This window comes from Kitasatospora sp. NPDC048296, assembly GCF_043201815.1.
In the GTDB taxonomy this organism is placed as follows: domain Bacteria; phylum Actinomycetota; class Actinomycetes; order Streptomycetales; family Streptomycetaceae; genus Kitasatospora.
Genome location: NZ_JBICZB010000013.1, coordinates 1 through 16,253, shown reverse-complemented (window position 1 = coordinate 16,253; position 16,253 = coordinate 1). Strand labels below are relative to the sequence as shown.

16 protein-coding genes and 2 pseudogenes are annotated in these 16,253 nt (G+C 73.0%); 11 read left to right on the top strand and 7 right to left on the bottom strand.

Translation table 11 applies throughout. The annotated features are described in order from the left end of the window. Nucleotides 1–127: 127 nt before the first annotated feature. The 6 genes from ACGF12_RS10680 to ACGF12_RS10655 form a co-directional block, all read right to left on the bottom strand. On the bottom strand, nucleotides 128–562 hold the full coding sequence (locus ACGF12_RS10680) for an SHOCT domain-containing protein (protein ID WP_393027932.1): 435 nt from the start codon (nucleotides 560–562) through the stop codon (nucleotides 128–130). A gap of 82 nt (nucleotides 563–644) precedes the next feature. Next, nucleotides 645–1,229, bottom strand: coding sequence for an NUDIX domain-containing protein (locus ACGF12_RS10675; protein ID WP_393027931.1), 585 nt, complete (start codon nucleotides 1,227–1,229; stop codon nucleotides 645–647). Beyond that, a complete protein-coding gene (locus ACGF12_RS10670; protein ID WP_393027930.1) occupies nucleotides 1,226–2,383 on the bottom strand; it encodes a type III polyketide synthase in 1,158 nt (385 codons plus the stop codon). The genes ACGF12_RS10675 and ACGF12_RS10670 overlap by 4 nt, the downstream gene beginning before the upstream one ends. 131 nt (nucleotides 2,384–2,514) lie before the next feature. Next, entirely contained in the window at nucleotides 2,515–3,723 is a 1,209-nt protein-coding gene (locus ACGF12_RS10665; RefSeq protein ID WP_393027929.1) for a cytochrome P450, read from the bottom strand. A gap of 188 nt (nucleotides 3,724–3,911) precedes the next feature. Beyond that, nucleotides 3,912–4,631 carry a response regulator gene (locus ACGF12_RS10660; RefSeq protein WP_393027928.1) on the bottom strand — a complete coding sequence of 240 codons (720 nt, stop codon included), beginning with the start codon at nucleotides 4,629–4,631 and terminating at the stop codon, nucleotides 3,912–3,914. 11 nt (nucleotides 4,632–4,642) lie between these two features. Next, nucleotides 4,643–5,473: a sensor histidine kinase gene (locus ACGF12_RS10655; protein ID WP_393027927.1), complete on the bottom strand. Its 831-nt coding sequence runs from the start codon at nucleotides 5,471–5,473 to the stop codon at nucleotides 4,643–4,645. A 138-nt stretch (nucleotides 5,474–5,611) separates the two neighbouring features. Here ACGF12_RS10655 and ACGF12_RS10650 point away from each other — a divergent pair, with 138 nt between their 5' ends. The 7 genes from ACGF12_RS10650 (at nucleotide 5,612) to ACGF12_RS10620 (ending at nucleotide 13,033) form a co-directional block, all read left to right on the top strand. Continuing rightward, nucleotides 5,612–6,337 (top strand): ABC transporter ATP-binding protein, encoded by a 726-nt coding sequence (locus ACGF12_RS10650; protein ID WP_393027926.1) that lies wholly within the window; start codon nucleotides 5,612–5,614, stop codon nucleotides 6,335–6,337. Continuing rightward, nucleotides 6,334–8,646, top strand: a complete 2,313-nt coding sequence (locus tag ACGF12_RS10645; RefSeq protein ID WP_393027925.1) for an ABC transporter permease — start codon at nucleotides 6,334–6,336, stop codon at nucleotides 8,644–8,646. The genes ACGF12_RS10650 and ACGF12_RS10645 overlap by 4 nt, the downstream gene beginning before the upstream one ends. Before the next feature lie 85 nt (nucleotides 8,647–8,731). After that, a complete protein-coding gene (locus tag ACGF12_RS10640; RefSeq protein ID WP_393027924.1) occupies nucleotides 8,732–9,205 on the top strand; it encodes a hypothetical protein in 474 nt (157 codons plus the stop codon). Further along, nucleotides 9,196–9,417 carry a hypothetical protein gene (locus tag ACGF12_RS10635; RefSeq protein ID WP_393027923.1) on the top strand — a complete coding sequence of 74 codons (222 nt, stop codon included), beginning with the start codon at nucleotides 9,196–9,198 and terminating at the stop codon, nucleotides 9,415–9,417. Before ACGF12_RS10640 ends, ACGF12_RS10635 begins: the two co-directional genes overlap by 10 nt. Before the next feature lie 42 nt (nucleotides 9,418–9,459). Beyond that, the gene (gene hemC / locus ACGF12_RS10630) at nucleotides 9,460–10,395 is read left to right on the top strand and encodes a hydroxymethylbilane synthase (protein WP_393027922.1); all 936 of its coding nucleotides are present in this window, start codon (nucleotides 9,460–9,462) and stop codon (nucleotides 10,393–10,395) included. Between the two features lie 153 nt (nucleotides 10,396–10,548). Further along, on the top strand, nucleotides 10,549–12,441 hold the full coding sequence (locus ACGF12_RS10625; RefSeq protein WP_393027921.1) for a serine/threonine-protein kinase: 1,893 nt from the start codon (nucleotides 10,549–10,551) through the stop codon (nucleotides 12,439–12,441). 55 nt (nucleotides 12,442–12,496) lie between these two features. Further along, entirely contained in the window at nucleotides 12,497–13,033 is a 537-nt protein-coding gene (locus tag ACGF12_RS10620) for a hypothetical protein (RefSeq protein WP_393027920.1), read from the top strand. Here ACGF12_RS10620 and ACGF12_RS10615 read toward each other — a convergent pair whose 3' ends face one another. Next, nucleotides 13,034–13,552 carry an ArsR/SmtB family transcription factor gene (locus ACGF12_RS10615; protein WP_393027919.1) on the bottom strand — a complete coding sequence of 173 codons (519 nt, stop codon included), beginning with the start codon at nucleotides 13,550–13,552 and terminating at the stop codon, nucleotides 13,034–13,036. A 61-nt stretch (nucleotides 13,553–13,613) separates the two neighbouring features. On the opposite strand from ACGF12_RS10615, the gene def reads away from it, so the two are divergent. The 4 genes and pseudogenes from def to ACGF12_RS10595 all read left to right on the top strand — a co-directional run. Beyond that, the gene (gene def / locus ACGF12_RS10610; RefSeq protein ID WP_393027918.1) at nucleotides 13,614–14,207 is read left to right on the top strand and encodes a peptide deformylase; all 594 of its coding nucleotides are present in this window, start codon (nucleotides 13,614–13,616) and stop codon (nucleotides 14,205–14,207) included. A 9-nt stretch (nucleotides 14,208–14,216) separates the two neighbouring features. Further along, a complete protein-coding gene (locus ACGF12_RS10605) occupies nucleotides 14,217–14,888 on the top strand; it encodes a class I SAM-dependent methyltransferase (RefSeq protein ID WP_393027917.1) in 672 nt (223 codons plus the stop codon). A 41-nt stretch (nucleotides 14,889–14,929) separates the two neighbouring features. Continuing rightward, a pseudogene (locus tag ACGF12_RS10600) lies at nucleotides 14,930–15,652 on the top strand (hypothetical protein); the annotation flags it as partial. After that, a pseudogene (locus ACGF12_RS10595) lies at nucleotides 15,644–16,018 on the top strand (GNAT family N-acetyltransferase); the annotation flags it as partial. The pseudogenes ACGF12_RS10600 and ACGF12_RS10595, both read left to right, overlap by 9 nt. Between the last annotated feature and the right edge of the window lie 235 nt (nucleotides 16,019–16,253).

Below are 16,253 nucleotides of genomic sequence, written 5' to 3'. Positions count from 1 at the left end.
GGGGGGCGGCCGGGCCGGCGCGGGGGGGGGGGGCGGGGCGCGCCCGCGCCGCCCCCCCCCGCGCGGGCCCGGGGGGGGGGGGGGGGGGCGCCCCCCCCCCCCCCCCGGCCCTGGCCGTCCGGTCCGGTCATACCAGGAGTCTGTCCTTGGCCTTCTGGTACTCCTCGTCGGAGATGGCGCCCCGGTCCTTCAGGTCCGCCAGCCTTGCCAGGTCATCGACATGGCTGCGGCCGCCGGGGGCGCCGCCCGCCGGTGGTGTCCCGGCCGCCGCGTCCCGGACGTAGGCCTTGAACGCGGCCTCGGCCTGCTGGGCCTGCTCGACGTCCCGCTTCCCCATGCCCGCGCCGCGCGCGATGAGGTAGGCCAGGACGCCGATCAACGGCAGGATGATCACCACGAGCAGCCAGCCCGCCTTGCCCCAACCGCCCAGGTCGTGGCTGCGGAAGATGTCCGTGATGATCTTGAACAGCAGGAAGAACCAGAGCACCCAGAGGAAAAGCTCCAGCATCGTCCAGAAGATGTTGAGCACCGGGTAGTCCAGAGCCAGCAGCTTGGTGTCCATAATCACGTGTTATCACCGCGAAGCGGACAGTGCTCTCCGATGTTCGGCCGTTCCGGTGGCCTTCGGGTCCGCCGGGACTACCTCAGCCCCGCGCGGCCCGCTCGCGCAGCTCCACCGCGAGCCCGATCAGCTCGCCCCACCACGTGTCGTGCCCGGTGAGCAGCAGCCGCTGCGCCTCGGCGGCCGGGACGGCCCGGACCTCGACCACCTGCTCGCCGTCCGCCGGATTGGTCGGCGTGGAGTCCAGCGCGACGTCGGCCCAGCCCCACAGCCAGGCCTTCTCCGGGTGCGGCTGCCACGGCCGGTACGGCACCGGGTCGTCGGTGCGGCATCGGTGCGCGCCCAGCCAGGCCGGCTCGCCGAGCAGCCGGGCGCCGGCCTCCTCACGCAGCTCGCGCGCCAGGCAGGCGTCGACGGACTCGTCCTGCTCCCGGGTGCCGCCGGGCAGGAACCAGTGGTCCCGGTCGTCCCGGCACAGCACCACGCCGCCGTCCGCGAAGCCGACCAGGTGGATGTTGGTGACCAGACCGTCCGGCGGCAGCACGGTGGAGAACTGCGCGTCGTAGCGGCCCCAGGCCCAGTACTGCGGCGCGTGCAGCGCGGGGAACAGGGCGGCGAGTTCGGCGGCTCTGGCGGCGGTGTCGGTGCGGCCCGTGGTGTCGGTCATTGAGTGATCGTAGTGCCGGTCGGGAAACGGCGGGGGACGCTCTGGTGGACGAGGGAGATGTCGGAGGTGGAAACGGCGCGCGGCCGGCGGTGCACCGGATCGGCCTGGTCGCCGACCCAACTGCCCAGCGAGATCTCGGCGGTGATGCCCGGTCCGAAGCCGGCGATCAGCCCCGGGGTGCCCTCGGGCACGCCGCCGTCGGCGAACAGCCGGGCGAGGGCGTCGAAGACGACGGCGCTGGCGATGTTGCCGCGCTCGGTGAGCGTGGCCCGGCTGTAACGGAACGTCGCGGGCTCCAGGTTGAGGAAGTGGCAGAGGTCGTCCAGGATGCGCGGGCCGCCCGCGTGCACGATGTAGAAGCCCAGCCCGGAGACGTCCCAGCCGTGCTGTCCGGCCAGGCCGCGCAGGGCGGGGGCGAGCATCTCCATGGTGCCGGGCACCCGCCTGTCCAGCTGGAAGTGGAAGCCGGTGTCCTTGACTCCGTACGAGATCCAGTTCTCGGTGTCCGGGACGAGGTGTGAGCCGTTGCGCTCGATGTGCACCCCGTTGCCGCCCTGCCCGCGCATCACCACGGCGGCGATCGCGTCACCGAACAGGCCGTTGGAGAGCAGCGAACCGACGCCGAGGTCGGTCGGCTGGTAGCAGAGCGAGCAGAACTCGCAGGCGACGATCAGCACGTTGGCGCCCGGGTAGGCGCGGCAGAAGTCGTGCGCCCGGTTGACGGCGGCGCCGCCGGCCGCGCAGCCGAGCTGGGCGATCGGCACCTGGCGGGTGTCGGAGCGGAACCCCATGGTGTTGATCAGCCAGGCGGTCATCGACGGCATCATGAAGCCGGTGCAGGACACGTAGATGATCAGGTCGATGTCCTGGGCGCCCAACTCGGCGTGGCGCAGGGCGCGTTCGACCACCTCGGGGACGCGGGACTTGGCCTCCCGCTCGTACACCCGGTTGCGGACGGTGAAGCCCGGGTGGGCGAGGGTCTGCTCGATCGGCTGGACCAGGTGCCGGGTGCGCACCCCGGTGTTCTCGATCAGCCTCAGGGCCAGGCCGAGTTGGGGGTGGTCGGCGTGCAGGGTGCGGGCCAGGTCGAGGGTCTCGTCGAGGGTGATGACGTGTTCGGGTACGGCGATGGCGGGGCGGCAGAGTGTTGCCATGGTCTCGGGTCTTCCCTGGGGGCCCGTGGCAGGCCGGTGGGCGGCCTGGGGTGGCCGGTGGATGAGCGTGGAACGGGTGCGGGCGACGCGCGGCGGTCACCGGGCGGTCGGGGTCACCGGGCGGTCGGGGGTCACCAGGCGACGGGCAGCGTCTGCGGGAAGCGCCAGATCGAGCCGGAGTTCCAGTCGAGTTCGGACGGGTCGACGGCCAGGCGCAGCCGGGGGAAGCGCCGCAGCAGGGTACCGATGGCGACCTGGAGCTCCATCAGGGCCAGGTGCGAGCCGAGGCAGCGGTGCTGGCCGTGGCCGAAGGCCATGTTGACGGGGCCGGCGTGGCGGTCGAAGTCCAGTTCGTCGGGACGCTCGTACACCGAAGGGTCCCGGTTGGCGGTGAGGTAGGAGACGTGCACGGCCTCGCCGGCCCGGATCAGCACCCCGCCCAACTCGACGTCCTCGACGGCGACCCGGGCGATGCCCACGCCCTGGCGGAACGGGATGAAGCGCAGCAGCTCCTCCAGGGCCTGCGGCAGCATGTCCGGCTGGGCGCGCAGCTTGGCGAGCTGCTCGGGGTGGGTGAGCAGGGTGTAGGTGATGTTGCCGAGCTGGTAGGTGCTGGTGTCGTGGCCGGTGACCAGCAGGACCATCGCCATGACGGCCAGCTCGTCCGCGTCCAGTAGGTCCTCGCCGTCGCGGGCGGTGGCGAGTGCGCTGATCAGGTCCTCGCCGGGGTCGGCGCGGCGGGCGGCGGTGAGCCCGGCGAAGTAGGCGCGCAGGCCGGCCTTGGCCTCCTCCTGGCCCTCCCGGCTGCTCGGACCCATCCGCATCATCGCGACGGCCCGGGCGCGCAGTTGCTCGCGGTCCTGCTCCGGGATCTCCAGTACCTCGCAGATGGTGGTGAGCGGGAGCCGGTTGGAGAGGAAGTGCATCAGGTCGGCCGGGGCGCCGTGCTCCTCCATCTCGTCGAAGTAGCCGTCGACGATCCGCTGGGTGGCCGGGCGCATCCGCTCGACCTGGCGGTTGGTGAAGCCCTGGGCGACCAGGCGGCGCAGCCGGTTGTGGGCGGGCGGGTCCATCAGGTTGATCGCCTCGGCCTGGGCGATCGCGGCGGGCGTCATCCGGGGCAGGTCGCGGCCGATGCCGGCGGCTCGGCTGAACCGGCGGTCGGTGGTGACCACCTTGACGTCCTCGTAGCGGGTGGCCAGCCAGGCCTCACCCTCGCCGTACGGCAGGCGGATCTTCGCGATCGGGGCCTCGGTGAGCAGCCGCTTGAGGAGGGGGTCGAACTCCAGACCGTCGGTGTGGTGGAAGGGGCAGTCCCACACGGGGGCGGTGGTGGTCACGGGCCTGTCCAATTGTCTTCGTCATGCCGGGGTGATGCCGGCCCGAACGGTTTGTCATGGTTCGGACCTGGACACGGAGATGTTCCCCCATGGACTGGCAAAAATGTGAATCCCCCGAACTGTTCCCCCTATCGAGTGAGATGGATGATTGTCATGCGAATTGTTTTGGCGAATACGGAAGTTGACGGTCAGTTTGTGTCGCCGGGTGCGACCAGTCCGGTCTCGTAGGCGAGCACCACCGCCTGGGCCCGGTCGCGCAGGTTCAACTTGGCGAAGATCCGGGCGACATGCGTCTTGACCGTCGACTCGCTCAGGGTCAGTTCGGTCGCCAACTCGGTGTTGGACAGGCCGCGTCCGAGCAGGCCGAGCACCTCCACCTCGCGCGGGGTGAGCGGCGCGAGGTCGCGGTGCAGCCGCGGCGAGTCCGCGCCGCGGGCGGCGGGGTGCGGGGCGCCGACGGCGAAGCGCTCCACCAGGCGGCGGGTGATCGAGGGAGCGAGCAGGGCGTCGCCGGTGTCCACCAGCCGTACGGCGGCGGCGAGATGGGCCGAGGTGACGTCCTTGAGCAGGAAGCCGCTGGCCCCGGCGGACAGTGCGGCGTAGACGTACTGGTCGAGGTCGAAGGTGGTCAGCATGATCACCCGGCAGTCGGGGGCCTGGGCCAGGATGCGGCGGGCGGCCTCCAGGCCGTCCATGACGGGCATCCGGATGTCCAGCAGGGCCACGTCGGGCCGGTGCAGCACGGCGGCGGCCACCGCCTCGGCGCCGTCGGAGGCCTCGGCGACCACGTCGATGCCGCGCGCGGTGAGGATCATCCGGAAGCCGGTGCGGACCAGTTCCTGGTCGTCGGCGATCACCACCCGGGGGCGGCGCTGTTCGGTCTTCTCCACAGGCTCTCCGTGTTCCATGGGGGCCTCCGTCACGGCCGGTCCAGCGGGATGCGGGCGCGCACCCGGTAGCCGCCGCCGAGCCGGCGCCGGGCGTCCAGGTCCCCGCCGTACACCGCGACCCGCTCGCGCAGGCCGATCAGCCCGCGCCCGGCGCCGTCCGCCTGCTTCGGTGCGGGGGTGGGCGCGCCGGAGAGCACGCTCGGCCCGCTGTTCAGCACCTCCACCCGCAGGTAGTGGTCCGCGTACCGCACCGTCACCTCGGCCGTCACCCCGTCCCCGTGCTTGAGCGCGTTGGTCAGCGCCTCCTGGATGATCCGGTACGCCGTCACGTCGATGCCGCCGGGCAGCGGCCTCGGCTCGCCGGAGATCCGGACCTCCACCGGCAGCCCGGCGAAGGCGAACCGGTCGATCAGCGGGCTCAGCCTGGTCAGGCTCGGCTGCGGAGCGAAGTCCTCCGGCTCCGGCTCCTCGCTGCCGTCCGCAGCCGGGGCGAGCAGGCCCAGCAGGTGCCGCAGCTCGGTCATCGTGTCCCGCCCGGCCGCCTCGACCGCGCCCATCGCGGCCGCCGCCTCCTCCGGCATGGTGGCCAGCACCTCGCGTGCGGCCCCGGCCTGCACCACCATCAGGCTCACGTTGTGGCTCACGATGTCGTGCAACTCGGATGCGATCCGCGCCCGTTCGGCGTCCACGGCAGCGCCGGCGGCGCTCTCGCGCTCCCGCTCCAGCAGCCAGCCGCGCTCGCCGATGGCCTCCCGGTACAGCCGCCGCGCCCGTACCAGCGCGACGCCCAGCCAGCCGGCGCCCGCGCACGCCGCGGCCGCCACCCCGACCGCCGCCCAGTCCAATCCCGTTCCCCACACGACGCCAGCTTCCCAGGTCAGTGCTTGATCGACATCATCCGGGGGTGCCGCCCCGTACATCCCCGGTACTACGGCCGCCCGCGGTTACACCTGGGGTGGGACGTCCGGCCCGGGCCGCCGCGCCTACCGTCGTCGACCATGAGCAACGACCACGACGGGACCATCCGGCCGGACGACGCGCAGGTCGTCGTCGAGTTGTCCGGGGTGCACAAGGAGTTCGGCGACGCCAAGGCGCTCGACGGCGTCGACCTGCGGATCAGGGCGGGCGAGGCGGTCGCCGTGATGGGCCCCTCGGGGTGCGGCAAGTCCACCCTGCTGAACATGGTGGCCGGGCTGGACCGGCCCAGCTCCGGCACCGTCCGGGTGCAGGGGCAGGACCTCGGGCAGCTGAACGAGAACGGGCTGGCCCTCTTCCGCCGCCGCCACATCGGCATGATCTTCCAGTTCTTCAACCTGATCGACGACCTCCCGGCCCTCGACAACGTCGCCCTGGCCGCCCAGCTGACCGGCACCACGGCCAAGCAGGCCCGCCGCCGGGCACTGGAGCTGCTGGACGAACTCGGTGTGGCGCACCGCAAGGACGTCTACCCGGCGTCGCTCAGCGGCGGCGAGCGCCAGCGGGTCGCGGTGGCCCGCGCCCTGATGAACCGTCCGGCGCTGCTGCTCGCCGACGAGCCGACCGGCGCGCTGGACAGCCGCTCGGGCGAGCAGGTGATGGACCTGCTGATCGACCTCAACCAGATCGGGCAGACCCTGCTGATCGTCACCCACGACCCCAACCTGGCCACCCGCTGCGCCAGCCGGCTGGTCGAGGTCGCGGACGGCAAGGTGGCGCGCGAGCGGATGCTGGAGACCTCGTCATGAGCGGTGCGGTTTGGCGTGCCTCCCGGGCGGCCGTGAAGCGCCGTCGGGTGCAGACCATCGTGATCGGGCTGGTGGTGTTCTGCTCCACCGCGACCGTACTGCTCGCCCTCGCGGTGATCAGCGCCGCCCGGGCCCCCTTCGACACGGCCTTCGAGGCCGAGCACGGCGCGCACATCAGCGCCGTCTTCGACCCGGCCAAGGCCTCGGCGGAGCAACTGGCCGCCACCGCCCACCGACCGGGCGTCGAGGCGGCGGCCGGGCCCTTCGACCAGGCCGTGGTGACCATCCCCGCCGACTGGGTCGGCCGCCCGCCGGGCCCGCTGACCCTGGTCGGCCGGCCCGACCCGGCGGCGGCGCCGGTGGACCGGGTGGAGGTGCTGGCGGGCCGCTGGGCTACCGCGCCCGGCGAGGTGGTCATCAACACCCCGGGCGGGGGCAGCGGGGCGTGGAACCTCGGCTATCAGCTCACCACCAGCACAGGGCTGAAGCTCACCATCGTCGGCTTCGCGACCGACATGAGCCAGTCTGCCGGTGGCTGGGTCACCCCCGAGCAGGCGGCCGCCCTGCACCCCACCGCCCGGCAGATGCTCTATCGCTTCACCGACGCGGGCACCGAGCAGCAGCTGACCACCTCGTTTGCCAACGCCACCGAGGGCCTGCCCAAGGACGCCGTTGCCAGCGGGCAGTCCTACCTGGTGCTCAAGCAGGCCTTCTCGGCGGGCGCCGACGCCTACCTGCCGCTGATGACGGTTTTCGGCGTGCTCGGCCTGGTGGTCGCCGCGCTGATCGTCGGCAACGTGGTGAGCGGCGCGGTGGTCTCCGGCTACCGGCACATCGGCGTCCTGAAGTCGATCGGCTTCACCCCGCGCCAGGTGGTCACGGTCTACCTGACCATGGTCTCGGTGCCCGCGGTCGTCGGCACTGTCCTCGGTACGGCGGCCGGCTGGGCGGCCTCCTACCCGATCCTCCAGACCGCCTTCAGCGGGATCTCGACCGGCACCGCCGTGATCGAGCCGGCCGGCTGGTTGCCCGTCGCCACCCTGCTCAGCGTCCCGCTGCTGGTCGCGCTTGCCGCGTTCGTCCCGGCCTCGCGCGCCCACCGGCTCTCCGCCGCCCAGGCCATCTCGGCCGGTAGCGCGCCGCGCACCGGGCGCGGGCTCAAGGTCCAGCGCTGGCTGAGCGGCACCCGGCTGCCGCGCGCCGTCAGCCTGGGCCTCGGCCAGCCCTTCGCCCGCCCGGCCCGCACCGCGCTGACCATGGCGGCGATCGTGCTCGGCGTGGTCACCGTGACCGTGACCACCGGGGTGAGCAGCACCCTGGCCAAGTCCATGGCCGCGCCCGACCGCAACACCCACATCGACGTGCAGACCAGCGCCTTCTCGGAGAACAAGGTCGCGCCCCGGCTGACCCCGGAGCAGACCACGGCGATGCTGCACGCGACCCCCGGCGCCGACCAGGTCTCCGTCCGCGGGCTGGTCCGGGTCGGCATCGTGGGCCAACCGCAGCTCGTCTTCGCCAACTTCTACGGCGGAGACGCCATGGTCGACCACCGGCGGCTCAACGTGGTCGAGGGCCGCCCGGCGACCGGGCTGAACGAGATCGAGGCCGGGCCGGCCTTCCTCGACCAGCACGGGGTCAAGCTCGGCGACCGGCTCACCCTGGTCCTGGACGGCCGGCAGACCACCGTCACCCTCGTCGGCGAGGAGATCCAGGGCAACGCCAACGCGATCACCTCCAACGCCGCCACCGCGGCGCTGCTCACCCCCGACCCGCACGTGGTCGAGTACGACGTGCGGCTCGCCGCCGGCGCCGATGCCGCGGCCTACCAGAAGGCCGTCACGGCCGCCGACCCGAGCCTGGCGGCCTCGGTGGTCACGCCGGGCACGGAAGGGTCGATCGTCGCGATCCAGACCTTCAGCACGACCTTCACCATCCTGCTGTCGGTGGTCGCCGCGCTCGGCGTCTTCAACACCCTGCTGCTCACCATCCGGGAGCGCCGCCGCGACCTCGGCATGCTGAAGTCGATCGGGATGACGCCCCGGCAGGTCGTCGCGATGACGATCACCTCGGTGGCCTGGCAGGGCGTGGCCAGCGGGATCATCGGCATCCCGCTCGGGATCCTGGTGCACCGGCTGATCGTCGAGCACGTCCGGATCATCGCCTTCACGGACTCGATGATCGACGTCTGGGGCGCCCCACTGCTCACCGCCCTCGCCCTGGCGGGCGTCGCGATCGCCGTCCTCGGCGCGCTCGTCCCGGCCCGCTCGGCGGCCCGGCTGCCGATCGCGGAGGTGCTGCACAACGAGTGACGCCCGGCAGGAGGGGGACGGCCGGGCGGGGAACCGCCCGGCCGTCCGTCGCGTCCCAACTCCCGTTGACGTCAGGGGAGACGGGGTGAGGCGGGTGTCCGTCAGCTGCTCGGGCCCGGGCCGTCGGGCGGTCGTCACGCTCGGCGGGGTCGTGCTGTTCCGGCTCGGGCAGAGCCTGCCGATGCCTGGCGTCGACCCGGCGGTCCTCCGCCGGGTCGCGGACCGTACCCTGCCGGGCGACCAACTGCGCAGCCTGGTCGACCTGGTGACCGGCGGCGGGCTGTACCGGCTGGCGCTGCTCCCGTTCGGTGTCCTGCTGGTGTTCCTCGCCCGCCCGCTCGTCCTGGCGCTCACCCGGCTGCACCCCCGGCTCGCCGCGCTGCGCCCCGAGAGCCTGGACGGCAGTCGCGCCGGAATGCGACGCCTCGAAGCCCGTACCACCCTCGTCCTCGGCCTGCTCGGCGGCCTGGTCCTCGGACTCGCCGCAGACACCGGCCGGCTGCTGCCCGGCCCGGCATCCGGTCCGGACGCCCGACCACCGACTACCTGGTGTACCTGAGCAGGCGACTCGCCGTCGTCGAGGCGCTCGGCACCGGCCTGGTCGCGGTGCTGCCCACGCTCGTGCTGGCCGCGGTCGGTGCGGCCGACCGGTACGGGTTCGGCGGGGCGAGTCTGCTGGTGGTGGCCGGTGCGGCGCTCGACGGGGCGGGGTCGACGATGCGGGACGTCCAGCGGCCGGCTGCGATCGGCCGGTACCCGGCTCAGGGCTGACGTCGCGTCATTCCGCCGCGTTCGAGCGCCTATCATCGCGCCATGGCCACCGCTGAGCTGATCCGCATCGTCTCCCGCTCCTCGCCCATGGCGCTCGCCCAGGTCGACCGGGTCCGTACCGAACTCGCCGCCCTGCACCCGGGACTGCGCACCGAGGTGGTGCCGGTCACCACCTCCGGCGACCGCTGGACCGGTGACCTCGCCGCCCTGGGCGGCAAGGGCGCGTTCACCAAGGAGGTCGACGCCGCGCTGCTCGCCGGGGAGGCCGACGTCGCCGTGCACTGCCTCAAGGACGTGCCCGCCGACCGCCCGCTGCCCGCCGGCACCGTCTTCGCCGCCTACCTGCGCCGCGACGACATCCGCGACGCCCTGGTCCACCCCGGCGGCCTGACCCTGGCCGAACTCCCGCCCGGCACCCGGATCGGCACCTCCTCCGTCCGCCGAATCGCCCAACTCGCCGCCACCCACCCGCACCTGGAGTGCGTCCCGATCCGCGGCAACGCCAACAGCCGGCTCGCCAAGCTGGCGGCGGGGGACGTGGACGCGCTGCTGCTCGCCGTCTCCGGCCTGGAGCGGATCGGCGAGCCGGAGCGGATCACCGAGGTCCTCGGCGTCGAGGAGATGTGCCCGCCGATCGGCGCCGGCATCCTCGTCCTGCAGTGCCGCGAGGACGACACCGCGACCATCGAGGCCGTCACCGGCCTCGGCCACCACGACACCTGGCGCGAGGCCGCGGCCGAGCGGATGTTCCTGCACGTGCTGCAGGGCCACTGCAACAGCCCGATCTCCGGCTACGCCAAGGCCGAGGCGGACGGCCGGCTCTCGCTGCGCGGCCGGGTCTTCACCCCGGACGGAAAGCGGGTGCTGGACGCCCACGAGTGGGCGGGCGTGCTCAGCCCGGAGGACCTCGGCACCTCGGTGGCCCTGGCGCTCAAGCGGCAGGGGGCGCAGGAGCTGATCGCCTCGATCCCGCACTGAGGCCGCTTCCCGCCCCGGGGTCAGGCTTTACCGTCGCGATCTTTTCCGGCACGCCCGCTGCTGACATGATTCTGCTTGCACGACGCGGCAACTGACGTTGAATCAGGCAGTGTTGATGCAAAGAGTGCGGAACGGGCACGCCGGGGGTGTGACGTGGAGCCGTTGAGACCCACCGATCCGACGACGGTCGGCGGCCGCTACCGGCTGCTGGCCCGGCTCGGCAGTGGCGGGATGGGGATCGTGTACCTGGGGCGCTCGCCCGGCGGGCGCCTGGTCGCGGTCAAGTGCGTGCACTGGGACCTCGCCACCGACCCGCGCTTCCGGCTCCGGTTCACCCAGGAGCTGGAGGCCGCCCGCCGGGTCGGCGGTTTCCACACCGCCCAGGTGGTCGACGCGGACCCGGACGGCGACCCGCCCTGGCTGGTCACCGCCTACATCCCCGGCCCGTCCCTGGAGGCCGCCGTCGCCACCCACGGCCCGCTGCCCGAGCCGGTGTTACGGGTGCTCGGCGCCGGGCTGGCCGAGGCGCTGGAGGCCATCCACGCGGTCGGGCTGGTCCACCGCGACCTCAAGCCCTCCAACGTGCTGCTCAGCGACGACGGGCCGCGGGTCATCGACTTCGGCATCGCCCGCGCCCTGGACGGCGCCTCGATCACCCGCACCCAGACCGTCATCGGCACCCCCGGCTACATGGCCCCCGAGCAGATCGCGGGCGAGCAGATCACCCCGGCCTGCGACCTGTTCAGCCTGGGCCGGGTGCTCTGCCACGCCGCCGGGAGCGACCCGTACGGGGGCGGCGGCAACCCGCAGGTGCTGCTCTACCGGATCATGCACACCGAGCCGGACCTCAGCAGCGTGCCCGAGGCACTGCGCCCGATCGTCGCCGCCTGCCTGGCCCGCCGCCCGCAGGACCGGCCCACGCCCGCCCAGCTGGTGGAGCGGCTCGGGCCGCCCGCGTACGACGGGCCGACCGGCTCGTGGCTGCCGGAGGGGCTGCGGGTGAAGCCGTCGGTGCCGGAGGCGCCGCTGGTGGCCCCCGTGACGGGCGTCTTCGGGCCGCCCGTTCCCGTACCGTCTCCTCCCGCCGCGCTTCCCACCCGGGTGCCGACCGTGCTGGCCGGGGACGCGTACGGGCTCGCCGCCTGGGCGCCGACCGAGGCCGCCGAGGCGGCCCGGCGCCGTCGGGTGCGGCGGCGGCTGTGGGTGCTGCTGCCGAGCCTGCTGGCACTGGTCGCGGCGGCGGTGCTGGTGCCGGTGTACCTGTTGCGCGACCGGGGGAAGTCCGGCCTGGACAGCGGATTCGTGGTCGCCAAGGACGACGGCAGCCCGCCGGACTGCGTGACCGGCGGGACGACCTTCGCCGACGTCGGTGGCACCCCCGGCGCCGCCAAGCCGAGCCAGGGCCCGCCGCTGACTGTCCCCAGCGGCACCGCGCACCCGCCCGGCCTGGTCGCCCCGGCCGACAAGGACTCGCTGACGCTGGGCCGTTCGCTGGAGCTCAGCTGGGACAAGACCGGCTCGGTGACCCGGGTCTTCACCAAGATCGGCGACGCCGACTGGAAGGCCTCCGGTTGGCTCACCTCCGCCAACTGCACCTTCAAGCCCACCCAGGCGGGCGTTTACCAGTGGGCCGTGGTCAGCTCCAACACCTCCACCGGCAGCGTCGGCAGCGGTTGGAGCGCCACCCGCTACCTGAACGTGCAGGCGGACGCGAGCAGCACCGTGAACCCGGTCAAGGCCGCGCCCGGGCCCCCGATCCCGGTGTTCCCGGACGACCAGGCGGTGGTCAAGGCGGGCCAGCCGGTCAACCTCAGCTGGGCGACCTCCGGCACCCAATCCGCGGTGAGCGTCCTGGTGCCCGGCGCGCGGGACTGGGACCACCTGGCGTGGCAGAGCGCGCAGAGCGTGAGCTACACGCCGCAGACTCCCGGCACCTACCTCTGGGTCGTCTACACCTCGGGCCCGGGCGACTGCTCCGGAGGGCCGATGAGCAACGGCTCCTGCGTGAGCGGGGCGGGGGAGCAGCGGTACCTGATCGTGCAGTGAGATCCGACGGGCGACCGATCAGAACCGATCCGGCGTTCGGGGCGTCCGTTGTGGCGTGATCAGTGCGGTGCTCGGCGGGATGCCGATGTTCTGGCCCGGGCTGCTGCTCTCCCTCGTGCCGGCGGCTCTGCTGAACCGGCCGGTGGGGCGGCTGCTGCGGGCCCACTGGGTGGTGGGCTTCCTGCTGCTGCTCGGACTCGGCGGGGTGGTCGTGGCGACCCTGTTGCCGGAGGCGTTCCGGCTGTCGGAGGACGCCGTGCGGCACTGCACGGTGCGGGGCGGGCGGCCGCGCTCGCCGTACGAACTGCTGCACGTGCGGCACATCGAGCTCAAGCTGGCGACCTACGCCCCGGTGGGCTTCGCCGCCGCCCTGGCCGGGACCAGGCGGCGGGCGGCGGTGGCGCTGCTGGGCGCCGCCGTGCTGCCGTTCGCGGTGTCGGCGCTGCAGTACGCGGTGCCGGTGATCGGGCGGGCGTGCGATGTGCAGGACGTCTGGGACGGGGTGCAGGGCGTCGTGCTGGGGGCGGCGGTGGGCCTGGTGGTCGGGCCGGTGTTGCGGGCGGTGACCAGGGCTCGGTCCCGGGTGGCCTGATCACTGGTCGAGCAGCGGGAAGAGCCGGGCTACGGCGGCGACCGGACGAGCGCCGACGGGCCGCGCGCCCGGGTCGGTGTCCCGGTTGCGGTAGCGGGCGAGCAGTTGCCGTACGGCGTCGCCGACGGCGGTCAGTTCCTCGGGGGTGAGGTGGACGACGGCGCTGAACGCCTCGTCCTGCTGCCATTCGGCCGGGGCCTCGGCGCGCCGAGCGAGCCAGCGCTGGTAGCTCTCGTCCTCCAGGCCTCGGGCCAGTTCGCCGAACCCGGCTTCGTCGGGCGCCGGTCGGTCCTGCGGCAGTCGCCACGGCCGGGCCCGTCCGTCGACGGCCGGCGCCTCCTCGATCAGCCCGTACCGGGCCAGCTGCCGCAGGTGGAACGAGCACAGGCCCGAGCTGTACCCGAGCCGGGCGGCGGCCTCGGTGGAGGTGAGGGTGCCGCGTTCGGCGAGCAGGTCCAGCAGGGCGGTGCGGACGGCGTGTTCGGGGAGGGCGCCGTTTCTGACGAGGTCTTCGGTCACTTTGCAAAGTCTGCTACTTTGCAAAGTCGACAGCAAGTCCATCGAGATCGAGGGAGCGTCAGTGTCCGAGCTGGGCGAACGTCCGACCGTCCTGCGGATCACCGAGGTGGGGGAGGAGATCCTCCGTCGCACCTGCCGCACGGCGACCGAGGAGGACTTCGGCAGCGAGCGCCTGGCCCGGCTCATCGAGTCCATGTTCACCACCATGTACGTCGCCGACGGCTGCGGCCTCGCCGCCAACCAGGTGGACGTGGACCTGCGCCTGTTCGTCTACGACTGCACCGACGAGGACGGCGTCCGGCACGTCGGGCACGTGCTCAACCCGGTGGTCGAGGAGCAGGAGCCCGGCCGCCGCCTGGTCGAGGACGTCGAGGGCTGCCTGTCCGTCCCCGGCGCCAACACCCAGCTCGCCCGCCCCGCCCACGCGGTGGTGCGCGGCGTCGACCAGTACGGCGAGCCCGTGACGATCGAGGGCACCGGCTACTTCGCCCGCTGCCTCCAGCACGAGACCGACCACCTCAACGGCGGCCTCTACATCGACCGGCTCTCCGCGCGCGACCGCAAGCGGATGATGAAGCAGACCGCCGACCGCCGCGAGAAGGTGTTCGCCGAGCGCGCCGCCAAGGCCGCGAAGCCGGCCGCGGCCGACCGCTAGGGTGACGCGGTGACCGCCGAACCCGCCCACCTCGCCGCCGTCCGCGAGTCGTACGACACCGTCGCCGCCGACTACGTCCGCCTCGTCGTCCCGCCGGAGGGCATGGACCCGGTGTCCCGGGCGATGCTCGCCGCCTTCGCGGAGCTGGTCCGGGAGTCGGGCGGCGGCGAGGTCGCCGACCTCGGCTGCGGGCCGGGGCGGGTGACGGCGTACCTGGACGGTCTCGGCCTGTCGGCCTTCGGCGTCGACGTGTCGGGCGAGATGGTTGCCCTCGCCCGCCGGGCCTACCCCCAACTGTGTTTCCTGCAAGGCTCGATGGCCGCCCTCGACCTTGATTCCGCAAGCCTGGGCAGCATCCTCGCCTGGTACTCCATCCACCACACGCCGCCCGAGCAACTCCCGGAGCTCTTCGCCGAGTTCGCCCGCGTCCTCGCCCCCGGCGGCCACCTGCTGCTCGGTGGCCACGTCGGCGACGCCCAGCTGCGCCCGGCGACGGGGTACGGCCACCCGGTCTCGTACGCCTCGCACCTGGTCCCGGCCGACCGCCTGGTCGAACTGCTGGAGCAGGCCGGTTTCACCGTCACGACTCGGCTCGAACAACCGCACCCGCAGAAGGTCGACCGCTCGTACGTATGCTTGCTGGCGCGGCTGGGAACAGTCGGCCACCGCCCTGCGGATTAATCAACGCGCCCCTCTGGAGACGGGGTTGTAGGCTGCCCGCCATGCCTCCGCACCCACTCACGTACGAGGCCTTCCTCGAAAGGGCCACTGCGGACCCCGATGTCCTCGGGCTCGTCCTCAAGGGATCGCAGACCCATGAGGGCATGGTCACCGACCACTCCGACCACGACGTCCACCTCGTCCTCGCCGACGGCGCGACCACCGACCTGGCTGCCCTGGACGGCTACCGCAGTGCGGAGTTGGACGTGGTGGTGACCACGGTGAACGGGCTGCGCGGGTGCGGCGGCCTGGAGCGGTACGCCCTCTCCCGGGCCCGCGTCCTCCTCGATCGGACCGACGGAGAGATCGCGGAGATCCTCGCGGCGAAGGGCCGGCTCGACCCCGATGAGGCGCGCCGCGCCGCCGCCGACTGGCTGGACGCTTACGCCAACTGGCTGTACCGCTCGGTGAAGAACGCCCGCGACGGGCACGGGTTGGCCTCCCGTCTCGACGCGGCGGAGAGCCTGGGACACCTGCTCGAACTGCTCTTCGCGCTCGACCGCAGGCCCCGCCCGTACAACAAGTACCTGGCTTGGGAGTTGGAGCGGTATCCGTTGTCGGGCTGGGACACCGGCGCGTTGTTGGAGGCGATCGACCGGATCCAGGCGACGGGGGACGCGGGCGAGCAGCGGCGGCTGTTCGCCCGGGTCGAAGCCAGGGCGTGGGCGGCCGGCCACGCGGAGACGCTGGACGCCTGGGGCGACGACCTGGCCTTGATGCGCCCGGCTCCGAGCGAAACGGTGGCTGGCCCCCTCGTCCTCCCCGCGAGCGTGCGGGACCTGCGGCCCGGGGATCTTCCGGCGTGCACCTGGTCCGGCTCGGCGCTGCATCTTCTGTCCGTCGAGCGGGAGTTGGAGCGGGCGGCAGCGGGTGAGGTGGACTACCTGGCCGTGTGCACGCCCGCCGATCTGCCGGTGGCGATCGGCGGCATCGACTACCAGGCCATCGAGGGAGCCGGGTACCTGTGGCAGCTCGCCGTGCACCCGGCACTGCAATCGCTGGGCCTGGGAACGCTGCTGATCCGCGCTGCCGAACAGCGGATCAGGGCGCGCGGCCTGCGGTGGGCCGAACTCGCCGTGGAGGAGGACAACCGTTCCTACTGACTGTGCATGAGTTGCACGGCCGGACGCCCCGAACGGTCTTGGGTGTCCTGGTCTCCCGCGTTCGCTCCCACGGTCGGCGGCGCGCATCGTGTGCGCGGTCCGGGTAGGGGAGGGCGGGTTCCCTCGCGCTCCCGGTCGCCGGTTCGGGCCTGGGCGGTCCGATGCCCACCGCGATCGCTCTGGTCGTGGTGGGGCGGTGCCGTCCGACGCCTGATCCGGTGTC